This window comes from Ornithinimicrobium pekingense DSM 21552 (assembly GCF_000421185.1).
GTDB lineage: Bacteria > Actinomycetota > Actinomycetes > Actinomycetales > Dermatophilaceae > Ornithinicoccus > Ornithinicoccus pekingensis.
The window spans coordinates 103,184-123,509 of record NZ_ATWJ01000010.1 but is presented as its reverse complement, the minus strand read 5'-3'; the positions used below and the strand labels follow the sequence as shown (position 1 = coordinate 123,509).

The 20,326-nt window shown below is 74.1% G+C and carries 20 protein-coding genes; 15 read left to right on the top strand and 5 right to left on the bottom strand.

The genetic code is table 11. From position 1 onward, the window contains the following. Positions 1-8 precede the first annotated feature (8 nt). From K330_RS0110220 to K330_RS0110195, 6 genes are all read left to right on the top strand, one after another. On the top strand, positions 9-215 hold the full coding sequence (locus tag K330_RS0110220; RefSeq protein WP_022921736.1) for a ubiquitin-like protein Pup: 207 nt from the start codon (positions 9-11) through the stop codon (positions 213-215). Next, entirely contained in the window at positions 212-1,021 is an 810-nt protein-coding gene (gene prcB, locus K330_RS0110215) for a proteasome subunit beta (RefSeq protein ID WP_022921735.1), read from the top strand. Before K330_RS0110220 ends, prcB begins: the two co-directional genes overlap by 4 nt. Next, complete coding sequence (prcA, locus tag K330_RS0110210; protein ID WP_022921734.1) at positions 1,018-1,716, top strand: proteasome subunit alpha; 699 nt, start codon at positions 1,018-1,020, stop codon at positions 1,714-1,716. Before prcB ends, prcA begins: the two co-directional genes overlap by 4 nt. A gap of 3 nt (positions 1,717-1,719) precedes the next feature. After that, entirely contained in the window at positions 1,720-3,099 is a 1,380-nt protein-coding gene (gene pafA, locus K330_RS0110205) for a Pup--protein ligase (protein ID WP_029202537.1), read from the top strand. 114 nt (positions 3,100-3,213) lie between these two features. Then, complete coding sequence (locus tag K330_RS0110200) at positions 3,214-4,254, top strand: FKBP-type peptidyl-prolyl cis-trans isomerase (RefSeq protein WP_022921733.1); 1,041 nt, start codon at positions 3,214-3,216, stop codon at positions 4,252-4,254. 37 nt (positions 4,255-4,291) lie between these two features. After that, complete coding sequence (locus tag K330_RS0110195) at positions 4,292-4,690, top strand: FKBP-type peptidyl-prolyl cis-trans isomerase (RefSeq protein ID WP_022921732.1); 399 nt, start codon at positions 4,292-4,294, stop codon at positions 4,688-4,690. Positions 4,691-4,747: 57 nt separating this feature from the next. Here the strand turns inward: K330_RS0110195 and glsA are convergent, their stop codons facing one another. Both glsA and K330_RS0110185 read right to left on the bottom strand, forming a co-directional pair. Further along, positions 4,748-5,692: a glutaminase A gene (gene glsA / locus K330_RS20550; protein WP_022921731.1), complete on the bottom strand. Its 945-nt coding sequence runs from the start codon at positions 5,690-5,692 to the stop codon at positions 4,748-4,750. 9 nt (positions 5,693-5,701) lie between these two features. Next, entirely contained in the window at positions 5,702-6,811 is a 1,110-nt protein-coding gene (locus K330_RS0110185) for a DUF3866 family protein (RefSeq protein ID WP_022921730.1), read from the bottom strand. 77 nt (positions 6,812-6,888) lie between these two features. On the opposite strand from K330_RS0110185, the gene K330_RS0110180 reads away from it, so the two are divergent. The 6 genes from K330_RS0110180 to K330_RS0110155 are packed head-to-tail and all read left to right on the top strand — an operon-like array spanning position 6,889 to position 13,987. After that, positions 6,889-7,908, top strand: coding sequence for a helix-turn-helix transcriptional regulator (locus K330_RS0110180; RefSeq protein ID WP_022921729.1), 1,020 nt, complete (start codon positions 6,889-6,891; stop codon positions 7,906-7,908). Continuing rightward, positions 7,905-8,897 (top strand): helix-turn-helix transcriptional regulator, encoded by a 993-nt coding sequence (locus K330_RS0110175; RefSeq protein ID WP_022921728.1) that lies wholly within the window; start codon positions 7,905-7,907, stop codon positions 8,895-8,897. The genes K330_RS0110180 and K330_RS0110175 overlap by 4 nt, the downstream gene beginning before the upstream one ends. A gap of 60 nt (positions 8,898-8,957) precedes the next feature. Next, positions 8,958-9,248 (top strand): Sec-independent protein translocase subunit TatA, encoded by a 291-nt coding sequence (gene tatA / locus K330_RS20545; RefSeq protein WP_084617434.1) that lies wholly within the window; start codon positions 8,958-8,960, stop codon positions 9,246-9,248. A 20-nt stretch (positions 9,249-9,268) separates the two neighbouring features. Next, positions 9,269-10,096 carry a twin-arginine translocase subunit TatC gene (gene tatC / locus K330_RS0110165; protein ID WP_237740629.1) on the top strand — a complete coding sequence of 276 codons (828 nt, stop codon included), beginning with the start codon at positions 9,269-9,271 and terminating at the stop codon, positions 10,094-10,096. After that, positions 10,093-10,986, top strand: a complete 894-nt coding sequence (locus K330_RS20540) for a diacylglycerol/lipid kinase family protein (RefSeq protein ID WP_022921725.1) — start codon at positions 10,093-10,095, stop codon at positions 10,984-10,986. The genes tatC and K330_RS20540 overlap by 4 nt, the downstream gene beginning before the upstream one ends. Positions 10,987-10,996: 10 nt before the next feature. Then, positions 10,997-13,987 (top strand): DEAD/DEAH box helicase, encoded by a 2,991-nt coding sequence (locus tag K330_RS0110155; RefSeq protein ID WP_022921724.1) that lies wholly within the window; start codon positions 10,997-10,999, stop codon positions 13,985-13,987. An 11-nt stretch (positions 13,988-13,998) separates the two neighbouring features. Here K330_RS0110155 and K330_RS22730 read toward each other — a convergent pair whose 3' ends face one another. After that, a complete protein-coding gene (locus tag K330_RS22730) occupies positions 13,999-16,386 on the bottom strand; it encodes a cell wall-binding repeat-containing protein (RefSeq protein WP_022921723.1) in 2,388 nt (795 codons plus the stop codon). Between the two features lie 178 nt (positions 16,387-16,564). On the opposite strand from K330_RS22730, the gene K330_RS0110145 reads away from it, so the two are divergent. Further along, positions 16,565-17,773 (top strand): acetyl-CoA C-acetyltransferase, encoded by a 1,209-nt coding sequence (locus tag K330_RS0110145; RefSeq protein WP_022921722.1) that lies wholly within the window; start codon positions 16,565-16,567, stop codon positions 17,771-17,773. A 1-nt stretch (position 17,774) separates the two neighbouring features. Next, positions 17,775-18,311 carry a PH domain-containing protein gene (locus K330_RS0110140; protein WP_022921721.1) on the top strand — a complete coding sequence of 179 codons (537 nt, stop codon included), beginning with the start codon at positions 17,775-17,777 and terminating at the stop codon, positions 18,309-18,311. Positions 18,312-18,320: 9 nt separating this feature from the next. Here the strand turns inward: K330_RS0110140 and K330_RS0110135 are convergent, their stop codons facing one another. Further along, complete coding sequence (locus K330_RS0110135; protein ID WP_022921720.1) at positions 18,321-18,842, bottom strand: hypothetical protein; 522 nt, start codon at positions 18,840-18,842, stop codon at positions 18,321-18,323. Then, entirely contained in the window at positions 18,839-19,795 is a 957-nt protein-coding gene (locus tag K330_RS0110130; RefSeq protein ID WP_022921719.1) for a 5'-3' exonuclease, read from the bottom strand. The genes K330_RS0110135 and K330_RS0110130 overlap by 4 nt, the downstream gene beginning before the upstream one ends. Before the next feature lie 34 nt (positions 19,796-19,829). On the opposite strand from K330_RS0110130, the gene K330_RS20530 reads away from it, so the two are divergent. After that, a complete protein-coding gene (locus tag K330_RS20530) occupies positions 19,830-20,225 on the top strand; it encodes a hypothetical protein (RefSeq protein WP_022921718.1) in 396 nt (131 codons plus the stop codon). The last annotated feature ends 101 nt before the right edge of the window (positions 20,226-20,326 follow it).

Here is a 20,326-nt window from a genome sequence, read left to right as displayed (position 1 = left end):
ATCGAGACATGGCAGGTTCGCAGCAGTACCGCTCCCGGCGCCGCGACGACGACGCGCCCGAGCCCGAGGCGCCCACTCCGCCCCCGGCCGCCCCGCAGGCGCAGGGTGCCGAGCGTGACGAGGCGCTGGACTCCCTCCTGGACGAGATCGACGGCGTGCTGGAGACCAACGCCACCGACTTCGTGCACGGCTTCGTGCAGAAGGGCGGCCAGTGAGCCGCGAGCTGGTGCACGGCCCGGGAGGGTCCTCGTTCACCGAGCTGCTGAGGGCGCAGGCCCCGCACCTGCTGCCGGGCGCCGCGCCGGGGGAGCCGGGCCCGCCCGGCGGCGTCGACCTCCCGCACGGCACCACGATCGTGGCGCTGACCTGCGCGGACGGCGTGGTGATGGCCGGTGACCGCCGCGCCACGATGGGCAACGTCATCGCCAACCGCGACATGGAGAAGGTCTTCGCCGCCGACGACTACTCCGTGGTGGGCATCGCCGGCACGGCCGGCATCGCCGTCGAGCTGGTGCGGCTGCTGCAGGTCGAGCTGGAGCACTACGAGAAGATCGAGGGCACGCTGCTGTCGCTGGAGGGCAAGGCCAACCGGCTCTCGGCGATGATCCGCGGCAACCTCGGCAACGCCTTCCGGGGGTTGTCGGTGCTGCCGGTGCTCGCCGGCTTCGACCTCACCGGGGGGACCGGTCGGCTGTTCTCCTACGACCTGGCCGGCGGCTGCTACGAGGAGAGCGCCCACCACAGCATCGGCTCCGGCGCCTTCTTCGCGCGCGGCGCCCTCAAGAAGCTCTGGCGTCCCGCGCTGGCGCAGGAGGAGGCCGTGCGCACCGCGGTGGAGGCCCTCTACGACGCCGCGGACGACGACTCCGGGACCGGCGGCCCCGACCTCGGCCGGCAGATCTGGCCGACCTGTGCCGTCGTCTCCGCCGACGGCACCCGCTTCGTCGACGCCGGCACGCTGGAGCAGGTCGTCACCGACCTCGTCGCGGCCCGCCGGGACAACCCGGGGGGTGCCCGGTGACGATCCCCATGTACGTCTCGCCCGAGCAGTTCATGAAGGACCGGGCCGACTACGCGCGCAAGGGCATCGCCCGCGGCCGCTCCGTGGTCGTGCTCAGCTGCCGCGAGGGGATCCTCTTCGTCGCCGAGAACCCCTCGCGCACCCTGCACAAGGTGTCCGAGATCTACGACCGGATCGGGTTCGCCGCCGTGGGCAAGTACACCGAGTTCGAGCACCTGCGGGTGGCCGGGATCCGGTACGCCGACCTGCGCGGCTACGCCTACGACCGCAGCGACGTCACGGCGCGCGCGCTCGCCAACGCCTACGCGCAGACCCTCGGCACCGTCTTCACCACCGAGAGCAAGCCCTACGAGGTCGAGATCACCGTCGCCCAGGTCGGCACGGACCCGGCCGCCGACCAGCTCTACCGGCTCACCTACGACGGCTCGGTCACCGACGAGCCCGGCCTCGTCGCCATGGGCGGGGCCGCCGAGGCGCTGACGGCCGCCCTGTCAAAGGGGCTCGACGCCTCCGCGGAGCTCGCGACGGTGCTGCGGCGGGCCGTGGAGGAGCTCGGCCGGGCCGGCGGCCGCGAGCTCGGGGCGGGCGACCTGGAGGTCGCGCTGCTCGACCGGTTCCGGCCGCGCCGGGCCTTCTCCCGGGTCCCGGTGACCGAGGTCGAGGCCCACCTGACGCCCTCCGGCGGGAAGGGCTGACCCGTGGACCGCCGGATCATGGGCATCGAGACCGAGTTCGGCGTCAACGCCACCTTCCGCGGCACCTCCCGCCTGTCGCCCGAGGAGGTCGCGCGCTACCTCTTCCGCAAGGTCGTGGCGTGGGGGCGCTCCAGCAACGTCTTCCTGGTCAACGGCTCGCGCCTCTACCTCGACGTCGGCTCGCACCCGGAGTACGCGACCGCCGAGTGCACCGACCTGCTCGACCTCGTCGCCCACGACAAGGCCGGCGAGCTCATCGTGCAGGACCTGGCCGACGACGCCGAGCAGCGCCTGGCGGAGGAGGGCTTCGACGCCACGGTCTACGTGCTCAAGAACAACGTGGACTCCCGCGGCAACTCCTACGGCTCCCACGAGAACTACCTCATCGCCCGCACCCCGCGCCTGGAGCGGATCACCGACACGCTGGTGCCGTTCCTGGTCACCCGGCAGCTGGTCAGCGGGGCCGGGAGGCTGCACGTGGTGGGGGACCGGGCCACCTACCTCGTCTCCCAGCGCGCCGACCACATGTGGGAGGGACTCTCCTCGGCCACCACCCGCTCGCGCCCGATCATCAACACCCGCGACGAGCCGCACGCCGACCCCGAGCGCTACCGGCGCCTGCACGTCATCGTCGGTGACTCGACGATGAGCCAGACGACCACGCTGATGCGCGTTGGCACCACCGACCTCGTGCTGCGGATGCTCGAGGCCGGCACCGTCGTGCCGGACCTGGCCCTGGCCAACCCGGTCCAGGCCATCCGCGACATCAGCCGCGACCCGACCGGCCGGCGGGCCGTCCCGCTCGCCCGGGGCGGGACGATCACCGCCCTGGGTATGCAGCGCACGCTCCTGGAGCTCGCCGAGCGCCACGCCCGGGCGGCCGGCATCGCCGACCTCCCGCCCTACCGCGACGTGCTGGAGCTGTGGGAGCGCACACTGCACGCGGTCGAGACCGACGACCTGGGGCTGGTCGACACCGAGATCGAGTGGGTGATGAAGAAGAAGCTGCTCGACTCCTACGCCGCACGGCACGGCCTGGAGCCGCACGACGAGCGGCTCCAGCAGCTGGATCTGGCCTGGCACGACGTCCACCCCCGGCGCGGCCTGGTGCCGATCCTGCAGCGCTCCGGCGCGGCGCGCACGCTCGTGGACGACGCCCGTGTCGCGCGGGCCATGCACGAGCCGCCGCAGACCAGGGCCCGGCTGCGCGGCGACTTCGTGCGGGCGGCGCAGGACCACCGGCGCGACTTCACCGTGGACTGGGTGCACCTGAAGCTCAACGACTCGGCGCAGCGCACGATCGTGTGCAAGGACCCCTTCGCCAGCGTGGACGAGCGCGTCGACGACCTCATCGAGCACATCCGCCGCGCGGCCGACCGGTGAGGGCCCGGGCGGCTCACACCGGATGCCCAGGCTGGGGTGGTTAGGCTGTGCCGGTCGGACCGCCTGCACGGCGAGCTCCGCCGACCAGATCTGACCTCGACGTAAGGATCGCGCGTGCGTTCTCCCCGACTGCGGCTGGCCGCCCTGGCCGCCGCCCCTCTCCTGCTCCTGTCCGCGTGCAGCACCGAGGGCAGCGACGGCGACACCGCCGACCAGACGGCCACGACCGACGACGCCGCGGCGACCTCGATGGCGCCGACCGGGGACATCTCCGAGCTGTCCGTCGACACCAGCGGTGACGAGCCGCAGATCCAGCGCGATGGTGAGGCCTTCGCCGACAGCGAGCTGCCCTTCGTCGTCGGCTCCACGGAGGTCGAGACGGTCGAGGAGGGTGACGGCGACGAGGTCGAGGCCGACCACGAGGTCCAGGTCCGCTACGTCGCGCTCAACGGCGCGGACGGCGAGCCGTTCGCGTCGACCTTCGAGACCGACGAGACGGTCACGATCGACCTGAACAACGAGCTGCTCTTCCCGGCCTTCCTCGAGCAGCTGCCCGGCCGCTCGGTGGGCGAGACGCTGCTGATGACGATCCCGGCCGAGGCCGGCTTCGGCTCCAACGGCAACCCCCAGCTCGAGGTCGGGCCGCAGGACACGCTGGTGTTCTACATGGAGATCGTCGACTCCTCCGCGCCCCTGACCGAGGCGACCGGCGAGGCCGTCGAGCCCGAGGAGGGCCTGCCCGAGGTCGAGGCCGACGGCGAGAACGCGGCCACCATCACCATCCCCGAGGACGCCGAGGAGCCCTCCGAGCTGGTCACCCAGCTGCTCATCGAGGGCGAGGGCGCCGAGGTGCAGGCGGGCCAGACCATCAAGGTCCACTACACCGGCGTGAAGTTCTCCGACGGAGAGGTCTTCGACGAGTCCTACCAGCGCGGCGAGCCCACCCAGTTCCCGATCGGCGTTGGCAACGTCATCCAGGGCTGGGACGAGGGCCTGGTCGGCCAGAAGGTCGGCTCCCGCGTCCTGCTCGTCATCCCGGCAGAGCAGGCCTACGGCGAGGCCCCCGAGGACACCGAGGGCGCGACCGCGCCGCCGGCCCACGAGCTGGCCGGGGAGACGCTGGTCTTCGTGGTCGACATCCTCGGCGCCTACTGAGCGCCCGCCCCATACCCATCCATCGAGGAGGACACCCATGAGCGACTCACCCTTCGGCCAGGTCAAGAAGGCCAAGCCCGAGATCGACTTCCCCGGCGAGACCCCGCCCAGCGAGCTCGTCGTCGAGGACATCGAGGTCGGCTCCGGCGAGGAGGCCACCGCGGGCCGGCAGATCTCCGCCCACTACGTCGGCGTCGCCTGGTCCACCGGCGAGGAGTTCGACGCGTCGTGGAACCGCGGCCAGCCGCTGGACTTCACCGTCGGCGTCGGCCAGGTCATCCAGGGCTGGGACCAGGGGCTGCTCGGCATGAAGGTCGGCGGCCGTCGCAAGATCACCATCCCGCCGCACCTGGGCTACGGCGACCGCGGCGCCGGCGGCGCCATCAAGGGCGGGGAGACGCTGATCTTCGTCGTCGACCTCGTCGACGTGCGCTGATCCCGGCACCCCCCACCGGCTGAGCCTCCCGCCCCGCCGGACGCGCGAGCGCCCCCGTCACCCGTCGCGGTGCCGGGGGCGCAGCACGTGCAGGTCGAGGTCGACGGTGAGGTGCTCGAAGGCGGCGATGCCGCGCGCGGAGTTGCCGTGCACGTCGAGGCGGGGGGAGTAGGTCGCGATGCCGCACCGGCCGGGCACCGAGCCGATGATCCCGCCGCTGATGCCGCTCTTGGCCGGGATGCCGACCGAGGACACCCAGTCGCCGGCCGAGTCGTACATGCCGCAGGTCAGCATGACCGCGAGCACGTGCCGTGCCGCCCGGGAGCTGAGCACCCGCTCCTCGGTGCCCGGCACGACGCCGTCGTTGGCCAGGGTGGCCCCGATGCGCGCCAGCTCGACCGTGCTCACCTCCAGGGCGCACTGCCGGGTGTAGCCGTCGACCACGTCGTGCGGCTCGTCGGGCAGCTCCGAGAGCGCCTTGACGAGGTGGGCGATGCCCAGGTTGCGGTGGGCCGACTCGATCTCCTGGGCGTAGCACGTCTCGTCGACGTGCAGCTCGCGCCCGGCCATGGCCGAGAGCAGCTCGCGGATCCGCACGAACCGCTCGGCGGCGTCGGGGCCCTCGACGAGGGAGTGGGCGGTGATCGCCCCCGCGTTGATCATCGGGTTGGCCGGGCGGTTGGAGCCGTCGTCGAGGCTGATCCGGTTGAACGCGTCGCCGGAGGGCTCGACGTCGATGTGCCGGAGCACCTCCTGCATGCCCACGCTGTCGATCGCCAGCCCGTAGACGACCGCCTTGCTCATCGACTGGATCGGGAAGCGGTGGTCGGCGTCACCGGCACGCCAGACCTGACCGTCGACGTCGACGAGGGCCACCGCGGTGCGGTCGAGGTCCGCGGACGCGAGCACCGGCAGCTCGTGCGGCTCACCGTGGTCGTCGTCGTGGACGCGCTCCAGGAGCTCCTCGAGGTATGCGGTGAGGTCGACGTCGGGGCGCGGCATCGCCCCACCCTAGAGGGTGAGCCTGGCGGCGTGGACGCCCGCGGCCGCCGCGGCCAGGAAGGAGGCGGCGTCCTGCTCGAGGCCCCGTCCCATGGTGCTCAGGCGCACCGGTGTCTCGGCCAGGGCGTCCAGGAGCCCGTCGACGGGGACCTCGACCGGACGCAGGTGCGGTGCCGACCGGGTCAGGTCGGCCACCTGGGGACCGAGCGCCTCCAGGCAGCGGTCGGTCGCCGGGCGACCGGTCGGGCCGACCGGCACGGGGACGTCGGCGGGGCGGGCCAGCACCCGGCCGTAGGCGGTCGCGCTGTGGTGCGAGAGGCCGCGGTGGCGGGGGCGCGGGTCGGCCTCCGAGACCCGCAGCGAGGCCACGGGGCGCCCGCCCAGCACCGCGGCCGCGTTGAGCGCCTCCCCGGCGGACACGCCCGAGAAGCCCCAGCGGGTGTCCGTGCCGAGGTTGCCCGGGCCCTGCGCGACCACGACGACGTCAGCGCCCACGACGAGGCGGGCGGCGAGCAGGGCGCTGTGGACCGTGACCGTCTCGAGGTCACCGCCGTAGGCCTGGCCCGCCGTCAGGACGGCAGCGAGCCAGCCGGCGGCGCGCAGCTCGGCCGCCGAGCGGGAGAACGCGGCCGGCAGGGCGCCGCCGTCCGTCATGACGTAGGCGACGCGCGCCGTGGGCCGCTCGGCGCGGATGCCGGCCAGGACGGCGGGGAGCGCCGAGTGCAGGTCGGCCGCGACGACCGGCATGCCCTCGACGTCGTCGGCGTCCTGCAGCCGGGCGTGGTGCGCGCCCTCCGGGTCGTCGGCGCCCAGGACCATGGTCTGGAGCGGGGTGTAGCGCGCCTTGACGAGGTGGCCGGCGTCGTCCCCCTCCCGGGACGGCCAGGCGTCGGGGCGGTCGGGGACCGCCACGACCACGGCATACCCGCCGGTGCCCAGGCCGCGCTCGAGGGCGGTGACGTTGAGCAGCACCCGGTCGCCGGGCTCCGGGGTGCCGACGACGTCGGGGTAGGCGAGGGCGCGGACCGTGCCGAGGTCGGCGACGTCGACCGCGACGGCCACCACGCCGGGCCAGCCGGGGAGCATCTCGACGACCCTGCCGTCACGCAACTGGATCACGGGTCGAGGGTAGGCGATGGCCGGGGGGTGGGTCGGTGTCGCACAGGTGTCTAGTGGGTCGGGTAGCGTGGCGCCCTATGGCGAAGGCGACATCGAAGGGGCCGTCCCCGGCGGCGGCGAAGACCGAGCGGCTGCTCAACCTGGTCATCGCGCTGCTGTCGACCCGTCAGCCGCTGTCGAAGGCCCGGATCCGTGAGGCGGTGCCCGCCTACAGCGACAACGACGAGGCCTTCGAGCGCATGTTCGAGCGCGACAAGGACGAGCTGCGCGCGCTGGGCATCCCGCTGCGCACCGAGCCGATCGACCCCTTCTTCGACGACGAGCCGGGCTACCGCATCGACGAGCGGGAGTACGCCCTGCCCGAGCTGGCCCTCGAGGCCGACGAGCTGGCCGTCGTCGGCCTGGCCAGCCGGTCGTGGAGCCAGGCCAGCCTGGCCGGTCCCGCCGCGCAGGCGCTGCGCAAGCTCGAGGCGGCCGGTGTGGTCCGCGACGAGGCGTCGGTGGCCGGCATCGAGCCGCTGCTGCACACCAGCGAGCCGGCGTTCGAACCGGTCCGCGACGCGGTGCTGTCCCGCACGCCGCTGCGCTTCGACTACCGGGGTGGCACCGGCGACCTCACCCAGCGGCACGTCCGGCCGTGGTCGCTGACCAGCTGGCACGGCCGGTGGTACGTCACCGGTCACGACCTCGACCGCGACGCCCCCCGGGTCTTCCGCCTCGACCGGGTCAGCGGCGTGCCGAGGAAGGCCGGACGGCCCGGGGGGTATGCCGTGCCGCAGGACCACGACGCCCTCACGATGATCCGGGCCTCCTCCGGCGACGACGCGGCCGCGCCGGGCGAGCGGGCGAGGCTGCTGGTGCGCGAGGGGGCGGCGTCCTCGCTGCGCCGGGGCGCCACGACCGCGGAGGGCACGGGTGCCGCGGCGCCCGAGGGCTGGGACGTCCTCGACGTGCAGGTCCGCAGCCTGCGCGCCCTGGCCGAGGAGGTGGCCGCCGCCGGGCCGGACGTCCGCGTCGTGCGCCCTGCGGAGCTGCGCGAGCAGGTCCGCGCCATCCTGCAGGCGGTCGTCGACGCGCACGAGGAGCAGACGCGATGAGCACCTACGAGAGCGCCACCTCCCGGCTCGGCCGGCTGCTGACGATGGTGCCCTGGCTGCTCAACCGGCAGGGGATCGACCTGGCCAGCGCCGCGGCCGAGCTGGGGGTCAGCGAGCAGCAGGTCGTCGACGACCTCCAGGTCCTCTTCGTCTGCGGCACGCCCGGTCACTACCCCGACGACCTCATCGACGCGCAGTGGGAGGACGGGCGCGTCTACGTCTCCAACGCCGACTCGATCGCCCGGCCGCTGCGCCTGGGCCGGGACGAGGCCCTGGCGCTGATTGTCGCGCTGCGCGCCCTCGCGGCCACGCCCGGCCTGGCGCAGAGCGACGCGGTGGACCGTGCCCTCGCCAAGCTGGAGCAGGCCGCCGGCGACGCCGCCGAGGCCGCGGGACACGTGAGCGTCGACCTGGAGCCGACCCTGCCGGCGGAGCTCGTCGCCGCCGTCCGCGAGGCGCTGACGGAGCGCCGCCGGGTCCACCTGCGCTACCACGTGGCCAGCCGCGACGAGACGACCGAGCGCGACGTCGACCCGCTGCGGGTCGTCTCCGTCGACGGACGGTGGTACCTGGAGGGCTGGTGCCACCGGGCCCACGGCGTCCGGCTCTTCCGCCTGGACCGGGTCGAGGACCTGACGGTGCTCGACGAGCCGGCCAGCCCTCCCGTCGACCTGCCCGAGCGTGACCTGACCCGTGGGGCCTTCCTCGGCTCGCCCGACGACCTCGCCGTCACCCTGCACCTGGCGCCCGGCTCGGCGTGGGTCGCCGAGAGCTTCCCGGTGGAGTCGGTCACCGAGCTGGGGGAGGGCCGGCTGGAGGTCCGCATGCGGGTCGGTGACCCGCGCTGGCTGCACCGGCTGGTCCGGCGCCAGGGCGGGGGAGTGCGTGTGGTCGCGCCGCAGGAGGTGGCCACGGAGGTCGCCCGGCAGGCGCGCGCCGCGCTCGACGCGGACGCCCCCGGGCCCGCCGGGGGCGCAGGGCTAGACTGAGGAGCGAACGTGTCCGTCCTGCGCGGACGCCCGTCCTTGTCGAAGGGGAAGACCTCCACCATGCGCATCCAGATCTGGCACGTCGTCGTCCTGATCATCGCCTTCGTCCTGCTCTTCGGCTGGAAGAACCTCCCCAACATCGCCCGCTCGATGGGTGAGTCGATGCGTGTCTTCAAGTCCGAGGTCGACCAGATGAAGGACGACAACGAGGCCCGCAAGGACCGCAAGGCAGGTGAGCCGCCCGTGCCGGGCGAGACCACCGACCGGCTCGACGCCTCCTCCCAGGACACGGCCCAGCAGGAGTACCGCCGCCTCCAGGAGCGCGGCGACGACGGCTCCCCGCGCGCCTGAGCGCCGGGCTCCTCTCATCCATGGCGCGCGCCGCGAGGAGGCAGGCCAACCCTGACGCACGGATGTCGCTCGGCGAGCACTTCCGTGAGCTGCGCAACCGGCTGCTGGTCTCCTGCATCGCGATCGCCGCCCTGTCGGTGGTCGGCTGGTACTTCTACCAGGACATCGTCGACGTCATCGCCGCACCCGTGCAGGCGGTCGCCCGCGAGCGCGGCGACGAGCTGGTCGCCCTGCGCTTCCAGAACATCACCGAGCCCTTCGCCACCCAGCTCAAGGTGGCCATCTTCACCGGCATCCTGCTCGCCAGCCCGGTCTGGCTGTGGCAGCTGTGGGCCTTCCTGCTGCCCGGGTTGCGCCCGCAGGAGCGCAGGATCGCGCTGGCCTACTTCTTCGTCAGCATCCCGCTCTTCCTCGCCGGTGCCGGCCTGGCCTCCTTCACCTTCCCGCGGCTGGTGGCGATCCTGCTCGGGTTCACCCCCGAGGGCGTCGGCAACCTCCCGGGCATGGCCGAGTTCCTCTCGCTCGTCCTCTACTTCATGCTCGCCTTCGGCCTGGCCTTCCTGCTGCCGGTCGTGCTGGTCGCGCTCAACCAGCTGCGGATCCTCTCGGCGCGCAACATGCTGCGCAGCTGGCGGGTCACGCTCTTCGCCATCCTCGTCTTCTCGGCGTTCATGACGCCCGACCCCTCCGCCTGGACGATGCTGGCGATGGCGGCCCCGGTCTTCTTCCTCTTCTGGTGCGCCGTGGGCGTGGCCTTCCTCCTGGAGCGCCGGCGCCGCCGGCGCGGCGAGGACCCGGCCGACCGCTACGCCGGCCTGTCGCCGGACGAGGCGACCCCCCTGTCATGAGGTATGCCGTCGCGCACGGGCGCCGGGCGGGGCGCGGGGGCGCCGCGGAGCTGGGTGCGCTGGCCGTGCAGCGGCTGCGGGCGCACGGTCACGAGGTCGTCGAGGTGGTCGCCTCCTCGCTGGAGGAGGCCCGCGCCGCCTGTGGCGCCCTGGTCGCCGACGGGGTGGACGTGCTGACGGTGGCCGGGGGCGACGGGGTCGTGAGCCTGGCCACCGACCTGTGCGCCGGCACCGCCACGGCGGTGGGGATCCTGCCGGCCGGCACCGGCAACGACGCGGCCCGCTCGCTCGGCGTCCCGCTGGCCCGTGACGCCGCGCTCGAGGTCCTGCTGCAGTGCGAGCCGCGGCCGGTGGACACCCTCTTCCTTCCCGAGGCGGGCCGCTCCGTGCTCGGCAACCTCCTCGGCGGCCTCGACGCGCGCATCGCGCACCGGGCGACCCGCCTGCCCCGCCACCTCGGGGCCGCGAGCTACACCGTCGCCGCCCTGGTGGAGATCGCCCTGCTGCCGCGGCAGGAGCCGCTGCACTACCGCCTCACCATCGACGGCGAGCCCTTCGAGGTCGACGCCCTCGTCGTCGTCGCGGCCAACCTGCCCTACGTCGGGGGCGGCCTGCACATCGCGCCGGACGCCGACCCGACCGACGGGCTGCTCGACCTCGTGGTCATCCGACCGGTCCGGCCCCGCGAGGCGCTGGGGCTGCTGAGCGAGGTGCGCGAGGGACGCCATACCCGCAACAAGGCCGTCGACATCGTGCGCGCGCGGTCGGTGCGCGTCGAGGGCCCCGGTGACGTCGTCGCCCACGGCGACGGGGAGGCTGTCGGGGCGCTGCCGCTGACCGTCGAGGTGCGGCCGTCGTCACTGCAGGTGATCGGCCCGCCGCTGGCATAGCCTGGAGGGCATGTCCAGCCCCGCAGAGCGCTACGCCATGTCCCGCGCCCGAGCGGCCTGGGAGAGCTCACCGGCCGGCCGGTTCGCCACGTCCCTGGGCTTCGAGCTCGACCCCTTCCAGCTCGACGCCATCCGCGCCGTCCAGGGCGGGTCGGGCGTCCTCGTCGCCGCCCCGACCGGCGCGGGCAAGACGGTCGTGGGCGAGTTCGCCGTCGCGCTGGCCCTGGAGACCGGTCGCAAGGCGTTCTACACGACGCCGATCAAGGCGCTGTCCAACCAGAAGTACCACGACCTCGTCGCCCGCCACGGCTCCGCCAACGTCGGGCTGCTCACCGGCGACGCCTCGATCAACGGGGAGGCCCCGGTCGTCGTCATGACGACCGAGGTGCTGCGCAACATGATGTATGCCGCCTCGCCCACCCTCGAGGGGCTCGGCTTCGTGGTCATGGACGAGGTGCACTACCTCGCCGACCGGTTCCGGGGGGCGGTGTGGGAGGAGGTCATCATCCACCTGCCCCCGTCGGTGCAGGTCATCTCGCTGTCGGCGACGGTCAGCAACGCCGAGGAGTTCGGCGACTGGCTGCGCTCGGTCCGCGGCAGGGGCGAGGACGACGCGGACAGCATGGCGGTCATCGTCGCCGAGCACCGGCCGGTGCCGCTGTGGCAGCACATGATGGTCGGCACCCGCATGTTCGACCTCTTCGTGACCGAGGGCGGCGACGGCCGGCGCGACGGCACCACCCGCGTCAACCCCGAGCTGCTCGACCGCATCTCCCAGGCGGAGCGCTCCACCGGGTGGTCCCGCGAGGACGCGGGCGCGCCGCGTGGCCGGCGCGGCGCCGTCAGGGGACGTTACGCCACCCACGGGCCCGCCGGGCCCCGTCGCGGTGGCCGGGGCGAGGGGCGGGGTGAGGGTGGACGTCGCGGACGCGACGACCGCGGACCGCGGGAGGACCGGGGCCGCCGCTACGACGACGCGGTGCCCTTCGGCGAGCGCGGCGTCCTGCCCGGGGGCGTGGCCAGCCGCGCCCAGGTCATCGACCGCCTCGACCGCGAGGGGCTGCTGCCGGCGATCACCTTCATCTTCAGCCGCGCGGGGTGCGACTCCGCGGTGCAGCAGCTGCTCGGCCGCGGGACCCGCCTGATCCCGGAGGAGGAGGGGCGCCGCATCCGCGACCGCGTCGCCCGCCGGGCGGCGGAGGTCGACCCGGCCGACCTGGGCGTCCTGGGCTACCACGACTTCGTGGAGGGCCTGACCCGGGGCTTCGCCGCCCACCACGCCGGCATGCTGCCGCTGTTCCGCGAGACCGTCGAGGAGCTGTTCACCGAGGGGCGGGTGCGGGCGGTCTTCGCCACCGAGACCCTCGCGCTCGGCATCAACATGCCGGCGCGCACGGTCGTGCTGGAGAAGCTCGTGAAGTTCAACGGCGAGACGCACGCTCCGGTCACGCCCGCGGAGTACACCCAGCTGACCGGTCGCGCCGGACGTCGCGGGATCGACGTCGAGGGCCACGGGGTGGTCCTGTGGCGGCGCGGCGTCGACCCGATGGAGGTCGCCGGCCTGGCCTCGACCCGCACCTACCCGCTGCGGTCCTCCTTCCGGCCCAGCTCCAACATGGCGGTCAACCTCGTCGCGCAGTACGGCCGCGAACGCGCCCACGAGCTGCTGCAGAGCTCCTTCGCGCAGTTCCAGGCCGACCGCTCCGTCGTCGGCCTGGCCACCCGGGTGAAGGAGAACCTGCGGGCCCTCGACGGCTATGCCGAGGCCATGAGCTGCGACCGCGGCGACTTCCGCGAGTACGGCCGTCTGCGCCACGAGCTGAGCGAGCTGGAGAAGAAGCAGGCGCGGCGCCGCCAGGCGCAGCGGCGCGCCGACATCGGCGAGGCGCTGGACGAGCTGTCGATCGGCGACGTCATCCAGCTCGAGGGCGGGCGCAAGGGCACGATGGCCGTCGTCCTGCCGGTGAAGGGCAACCGGTCGGCCTTCGAGCGGACCGTGCTCACCTCCAACGGCAGCGTGCAGCAGCTGACCATCGCGGGCTTCAGGGACGTGCCCGAGGTGATCGGCACGCTGAAGGTCCCGGGCCACTTCAACGCCCGCAGCCCCAAGGCGCGCAAGGACCTTGCCGCGGCCATGCGCGAGAAGGTCCGCGAGCCCATGCCCGGCCGCCGGTATGACGCGCGCGCCGGCTCCGCGCGGGGCGGGACCGACGGTGCCGGCCGTGCCGACGCGGACGCGCGGTCCGACGGCGGCACGCCGTACCGCAGCGCGGAGGCGCGGGTGGACGACCTGCGCCGCCAGCTCACGGCCCACCCGAGCCACGCCTGCCCCGACCGGGAGGAGCACGCCCGGTGGGCGGCGCGGTGGTGGCAGCTGCGCAAGGAGACCGACGACCTGCAGCGGAGGGTGGCCGAGCGCACCAACACCGTGGCCAAGACCTTCGAGCGGATCTGCGACCTGCTCTCCGAGCTGGGCTACCTGACCCCCGACGGCCAGGAGGTCACCCTCGAGGGCCAGCGCCTGCGCCGGATCTACACCGAGCTGGACCTGGTGGTGGCCGAGGCCCTCCGTCGTGGCTCGTGGGACCGGCTGGCCCCCGCCGACCTGGCTGCGGCCGTGTCTGCGCTCGTGCACGAGTCACGCGGCGACGAGCTGGTCGACCCGCGGATGCCGACCGTCGACGTGGAGGAGGTCATCGGCGAGATGGGCGCCATCTGGCGCGAGGTCACCTCGCTCAAGAGCGCGCACGACCTCGAGGGCGACCGCGAGCTGGACGCCGGCATCGCCTGGATGGTGCACCGCTGGGCGTCCGGGCGCGGTCTTGACGAGGTGCTGCGCGACGGTGGCATGTCCGCCGGTGATTTCGTGCGCCGGTGCAAGCAGGTGGTCGACCTGCTCGGGCAGGTCGCCCAGGCCGCCGAGCCCTCGGTGGCACGCACGGCACGCAGGGCCAGCGACGCCGTCATGCGCGGCGTGGTGGCGGCTGACCGGCTCGACTGACCGGGCGACGCCTAGCGCGGCCTGCGCAGGTCGGTGAGCACGGCGTCGGTGACGACGCCGGTCCCGCCGAGCACGACGACGCGCGCCGGGTCCAGCCGCCCGACGGCGTCCGCCGTCACCACGGGCAGCGTGGATGTCCGGGTGAGCAGCACCGGGGATCCGGTGGCGGCGGCGCGGGCGGCACCGGCCAGGGCGTCGGGCCAGTCCACGCCGGTCGCGACGTAGACATCCTGGGTGTCCGTGCGGTCCGCCGTAAGCGCCGCGGCCGTGCCGTAACGGTCGGTGCCGGCGACCCGGCTCACCTGGCCGTAGGCGGCGAGCTCCTGCTCGACGGAGGCCGACACCGCGTTGGGGCCGCCCAGGACCACGATGTCGACCGGGGCGAGCCGGTCCAGCTGGTCCCGGGTCGCCTGCGGCAGCGACGAGGGTTGCGTCAGGAGCAGCGGGGCGTCCTGCGCCCCCGCGGCGGCGGCGCCGGCCAGGGCGTCCGGGAAGGCGAGGCCGTTGGCGACCATGACCGTTGCGGCCGAGGGCACGTCCGCGGCGATGCTCGCCGCCGTGCCGTAGCGGTCGGTGCCCGAGCGCCGGGTGACCGTCGCCGAGGGCAGGAGCGCGCGGATCTGGTCCAGGACGACGTCCTGCACGGCGCCGGGGCCGCCGGCGACCACCACGGTGGACGGACGCAGCCGCTCCATCTGGACGCGCGTCGGCTGGGGCAGGCTCGCCGCACCCGTGAGCAGCACCGGGCCGCCGAGGCTGCCCGCGCGCGCGGCCGCTGCGAGGGCGTCGGGGAAGGCCGCGCCGGAGGCGACGAAGACCGTGCCGGTCCCGGGGGCGAAGGCGTCGGCCACCCGGGCGGCCGTCTCGTAGCGGTTCGTCCCGGCGACCCGGGCGACCTCGGGGACGACCACCCCCGCCGCCGTCAGGAGCGCGAGGGCGTCGAGCCGGCCCTCGCCGTAGACGTTGTTGTTGCCCGGTGCCCCGCCGCACTGCGCGTCGGGGGAGTCGACCGCCGAGCCGTCGAGCAGCGCCCGGGTCGCCGGCACGTCGCCCACGAGGTCGGGGACGGCCGACCAGAGGAGCGCCACCGCACCCGCCACGTGCGGTGCGGCCATCGAGGTGCCGCTGCCCGTGGCGTAGCCGCCTCCCGGCGCTGCCGACCGCACGCCGACACCGGGGGCGGCGACGTCGGGCTTGACCGCACCCCCCTCGCCCGCGCCCCGGGAGGAGCTCGGGGCGACGAGGTGGTCGGCACCGTAGGCGCCGACGGAGTAGTTCTGCGCGAGGCTGCCGGGCGTGGTCGAGGTGGTGCACCCGGGGCCGGAGTTGCCGTTGGAGAACACGGCGAACATCCCGGCGGCCGCCCACGCCTGGGCGACGTCCACCATGAAGGGGTCCGTGGACGGCTCCGTGGTGCCCCAGGAGTTGTTGACGACGTGGGGCCGCAGCTCGGGCCGGGGGTCGGTCCCGTCGCGCCTCGTCGGCGCGAGCATCCACTCGCCGGCGGCGATCAGCGCGGCGTTGCTCGGGCAGCAGCCGTTGGCGGCGACCCAGCGGGCGCCCGGGGCGACCCCGATCTGGTTGCTGCCCCCGTCGTCGCCGACCATCGTGCCGGTGGTGTGCGTCCCGTGCCCGTTGCCGTCCGTCGGGGCGACGGCACCGGTGCCGGCCGCGTCGAACCAGCTGTGGTCGTGCGTCAGGGTGCCGTCGGCGTTCCGGCCGCGGTAGGCGTCGCGCAGGGTGGGGTGCGTGTGGTCGACACCGGTGTCGATGCTGCCCACGACGATGCCGTCGCCGTCGACGCCCAGCCGGGTCCACACGTCGTCGGCGTTGACGTCCGCCACGTTCCAGCCGACGGCCGCCGGGGAGAACCGGCTCTCCTCGGTGAGCTGGTCGGGCACGTCATACCTCGCGGGCACGTAGACCCCCTCGACCTGGGGGTCGGCCGCGAGCGAGGTCACCAGCTCCTGGTCACCGGCGGGCACCAGGAGGGCGTTGCTGACGACGAAGCGCTCGTAGTCGACGCCGGCCGCGTCCAGGCGCGCCCGCGCGTCGGCCTGGCTGGACTCCGCGGCGTCGACCAGGGCGTCGTAGACGGCCTGGCCGCGCACCTCCCACGACCCGATCTGCGCGAACGCGTCAAGGTCGGGGCGCTCGGCGAAGCGGACCAGGACGGTGGCCTCGCCGTCCCTGCGCAGCTCCTCGGCGACCGCCGGGCGGATCTTGGCCCTCGCCGCGTCCGCGGTGCTGCTACCCCCGGGGATGCCCGGCTCCGAGGGGGAGGCGGCCGCGCCGGCGAGCCCGGCCGTCAGGACCAGGACGGCACCGCACACCGCCCCGGTCGCGCGCCGGAGGGTGCCGATGCTCCGGCGCTCCGGCCGGGATGGACGCTGCGACATGGTGTGCTGCCCCTTCCACGTGCCGCCCCGGGGCCCTGCTCCCCGGGTGACGACGGGCGGTCCGGCGCCGGACCGCACCCGACGATGCTATGCGATCGGCGGGCCTCGCGGTATGGCCACGATGTCCCGCCCGGCGGCGGGACTAGGCTGGCCGGACCCGACCGAAGGAGTCCCGACCGTGACCGAGATCGTCGTCTGCTCACCGGTGCGCACCCCTGTGGGTGGTTTCCTGGGGAGCCTGTCGTCCCTGTCCGCCGCCGACCTGGGCACCCAGCTGCTCGCGGCCCTGCTCGAGCGCACCGGCCTGCAGGACGGGGACGTCGACGACGTCGTCGTCGGCAACGCCAACCCCAGCGGTGAGATCCCCGCCCTCGGACGCATCCTGGCCCTCAACACCGGCCTGGACTCCGCGCCCGGGATGCAGCTGGACCGGCGGTGCGGCTCGGGCCTGCAGGCGGTGCTGACGGCTGCGTCGCAGATCGCCAGCGGGGGAGCCGAGCTCGTCGTCGCCGGGGGAGCGGAGTCGATGAGCCAGGTCGAGCACTACGCGCTCCTGCGGCAGGGCGTCAAGGGCGCCGGCGTCGAGCTGGCCGACCGGCTGGCCCGGGCGCGTTCCACCGCCGGGGGCGAGCGCCACCCCATACCCGGGGGGATGATCGAGACGGCGGAGAACCTGCGGCGTGACTACGGCATCTCCCGGGAGGACCAGGACGCCCTCGCCGTGCGCTCCCACCAGCGAGCCGCGGCAGCGCAGGCCGAGGGACGGTATGCCGAGGAGCTGGTCCCGGTCGAGGTCACCTCGCGCAGGGGGACGACCGTCGTCGACCGCGACGAGCACATCCGTCCGGACACCGACCTGGAGACGCTGGCGGGGCTGCGGCCGATCATGGGGCGGCAGGACCCCGAGGCCACGGTCACCGCCGGCAACGCCAGCGGCCAGAACGACGCCGCCGCGCTCTGCGTCGTCACCACCCGCCGGACCGCCGAGGCCAAGGGCCTGACGCCCCTGGTCGCGCTGCGCTCCTGGGCCGTCGCCGGGGTGGCACCGGAGACGATGGGCATCGGGCCCGTCCCGGCGTCCGCCGCCGCGCTGGAGCGCGCCGGCCTGACGATGGACGACATGGACCTCATCGAGCTCAACGAGGCCTTCGCCGCCCAGGCGCTGGCGGTGCTCACGGAGTGGGGCATGACCGACCCGGCCGGCTGGGACCGCCTCAACCCCAACGGGTCGGGCATCTCGCTCGGCCACCCGGTCGGGGCGACGGGTGCCCGCATGCTGGCCACCCTGGCCCACGAGCTGCACCGGCGCGAGGGCCGCTACGCCCTGGAGACCATGTGCATCGGGGGCGGCCAGGGCCTGGCCGCCGTCTTCGAGCGGGTCGTCTGAGATGGCGCCGCGGGAGGACCACCTGACCGAGGGCGAGCAGGTGGTCCTGCGCCTGCGCACGCACCCCAAGGTGCTCCTCGTGGCCGGCCTGTGGGCGCTGCTGCTCGTGGTGGCGCTCGTCCTGCTGTGGTGGCTCCTGCGCGGCACCGACGCCTACTCGCCGACGATGTGGGCCGCCGGCGCCCTCGCGCTCGGCCTCGCCGCCTGGCTGGTGGGGCTGCCGGTGCTCCGCTGGCGCAGCGAACGCTTCACCATCACCACCCGGCGGATCAGCCACCGGCACGGGATCCTGACCAGGCACGGCCGCGACATCCCGCTGCACCGCATCAACGACATCGCCCTGGAGAAGGGGGTGCTGGACCGCGTGCTGGGCTGCGGCACGCTCGTGGTCTCCGACGCGACGGAGAAGGCCGGGATGGTGCTGCACGACGTGCCCCGGGTCGAGGAGGCCCACCTGCGGCTGCAGGAGCTGCTCTACTCCTACGACGACGGCTCCGACGACGGCGAGTGGCCGCCGAACGAGCCGCAGCGGCGCTGACCGGGAGCGTCAAGGACGCCGCGGCGGGCGGGAGCGGCTGACGATCCACCACATCCACCATCCGACGAAGGCGAGATAGACCCCGAGCGTGGGGAACATGACCGAGGGCGCGTCCCGGTCCTCGGTGACCCGGACGACCTCCACCAGCCCGCCCGCGAGCAGCAGGAGCGTGGCACCCCAGACCAGGTCGAGCTCGCCCACGACCCTGCGCCGGAACGCGTCCCGGCGCTCGGGGGCGAGCCAGTACGCCTTGTGCGGGTAGTTGAGGCCGGTGCCGTCACCGGTGCGGACCACCACCGCGATCAGCCAGCGGATCCCGAGCATCAGCGGGGGGCCCAGGAGCAGCAACGGCCACAGGATGCCACCGCGGGTCCCGGTGCGGTCGGGCCCGTCGAGGCCGATGTGGTGGACGACGCCGTCCGGAGGGAGGGCCGCCCAGGCCCAGCCCCATACCCCGAGGAAGACGGCCGTGCACAGCACCAGCGCGCCCAGGCCCAGACGGGCGGTGCGGTCGGCGTCCGCGGCCGTCATGCGGGGCGCAGGTCGAGCGCCTTCATCAGCCGACCGACCGGGTTGCCCAGGTCGTAGGTCTCGACCAGCTGCTGGAGGGTCTCGGGGTCGGCCAGCTCGCGCGGGACCGTGAGCGGGATGTCCGGCACCGGCGCGTCCTGGGCGACGAGGACCACCCGGGGCGCGACGTCGAGGTAGTCGGAGGCCGCCTCGAGGTTGGTCCGGCGTGCGCCCTTGATTCCGGGGTCGCCGGCCGCGAGGGCCTCGCGCAGCCCGGCCAGGGAGCCGTACTGCGCGATCAGCTGGGCCGCGGTCTTCTCCCCGATGCCCTTGACGCCGGGCAGCCCGTCGCTGGTGTCGCCACGCAGCATCGACATGTCCGCGTACGCCATACCCCCGGCGACGCCGTAGCGCTCCTTCAGGTCCGCCTCCCGCACGACCTCCGCGTCGCGGACCCCGCCCCGCGCGGTGTAGACGACGGTCACGTCCGCCTCGTCGTCGACGAGCTGGAAGAGGTCGCGGTCCCCGGTGACGACGGCCACCGGGCCGCGTCCGCGGTGCCGGTGGGTGAGCGTGCCGATGACGTCGTCGGCCTCGTAGCCGTCCGAGCCGACCACCGGGATCCCGAACGACTCGAGCGCGGTACGGATGATCGGCACCTGGGCCTCGAGCTCGGGCGGTGCCTCCTCCTTGTCCTGCGTGCCGGGCACGAGGCGGTGGGCCTTGTACGTCGGGATCGCCTGCACGCGGAAGTCAGGTCGCCAGTCGTTGTCCCAGCACGCCACCAGATGGGTGGGGGAGAAGCGCGTGACCAGGGTGCCGATCATGTCGAGCAGGCCGCGCACGGCGTTCGTGGGGGTCCCGTCCGGCGCCTCGCGCAGGTCCTTCATGCCGAAGTAGGCCCGGAAGTACAGCGACGCGCTGTCGAGCAGGAGGAGGCGTTGGGTGGTGCCGGGGTCCGCGGGTGCGCTCATGAGGCCCTAGGCTAGGCCCTGCTAGCGTGACGCCGTGCTGCGTGAGCGACCCGGGGAACGGATGGCGTGGATCGGCGCGCTCGTCACGTTCGCGGCCGCGGCGGCCCTCCTCTTCGGCCCGCTCTGGGACAGCGCCCTGGAGGAGAACCCCCTCGACCGCCCGCCGGACCCCGACGTCACCGCAGTGCTGCGCCTGGCCCTGCCGACCGTGATCGTCATGGCCGCGCTCGCCGTCGCGCTGTGCGCCGGACGCTGGCGGATCGCCGGCGCCGTCGCGCTCGTGCTCATGGGGTATGCCGTCTGGGTGGCCCCTGCACCCCTGCCGCTGTGGTTCCTGCCGGGGCTGCTGCTCACGCTGGCCGGGTATGCGGTGTCCCTGCGGCAGGACAGGTCGGGCCGGTCCAGGGCGGGGGAGCGGGCGCGGGCCTGACCCGCTCTGAGGACTCCTGTGGAAGGACGCCTCCTGTCGCACACATGTGCGACACGCGGTGGCAGGAGCCGAGGCATGTCGGACGTGTGTCCACCGGGAAG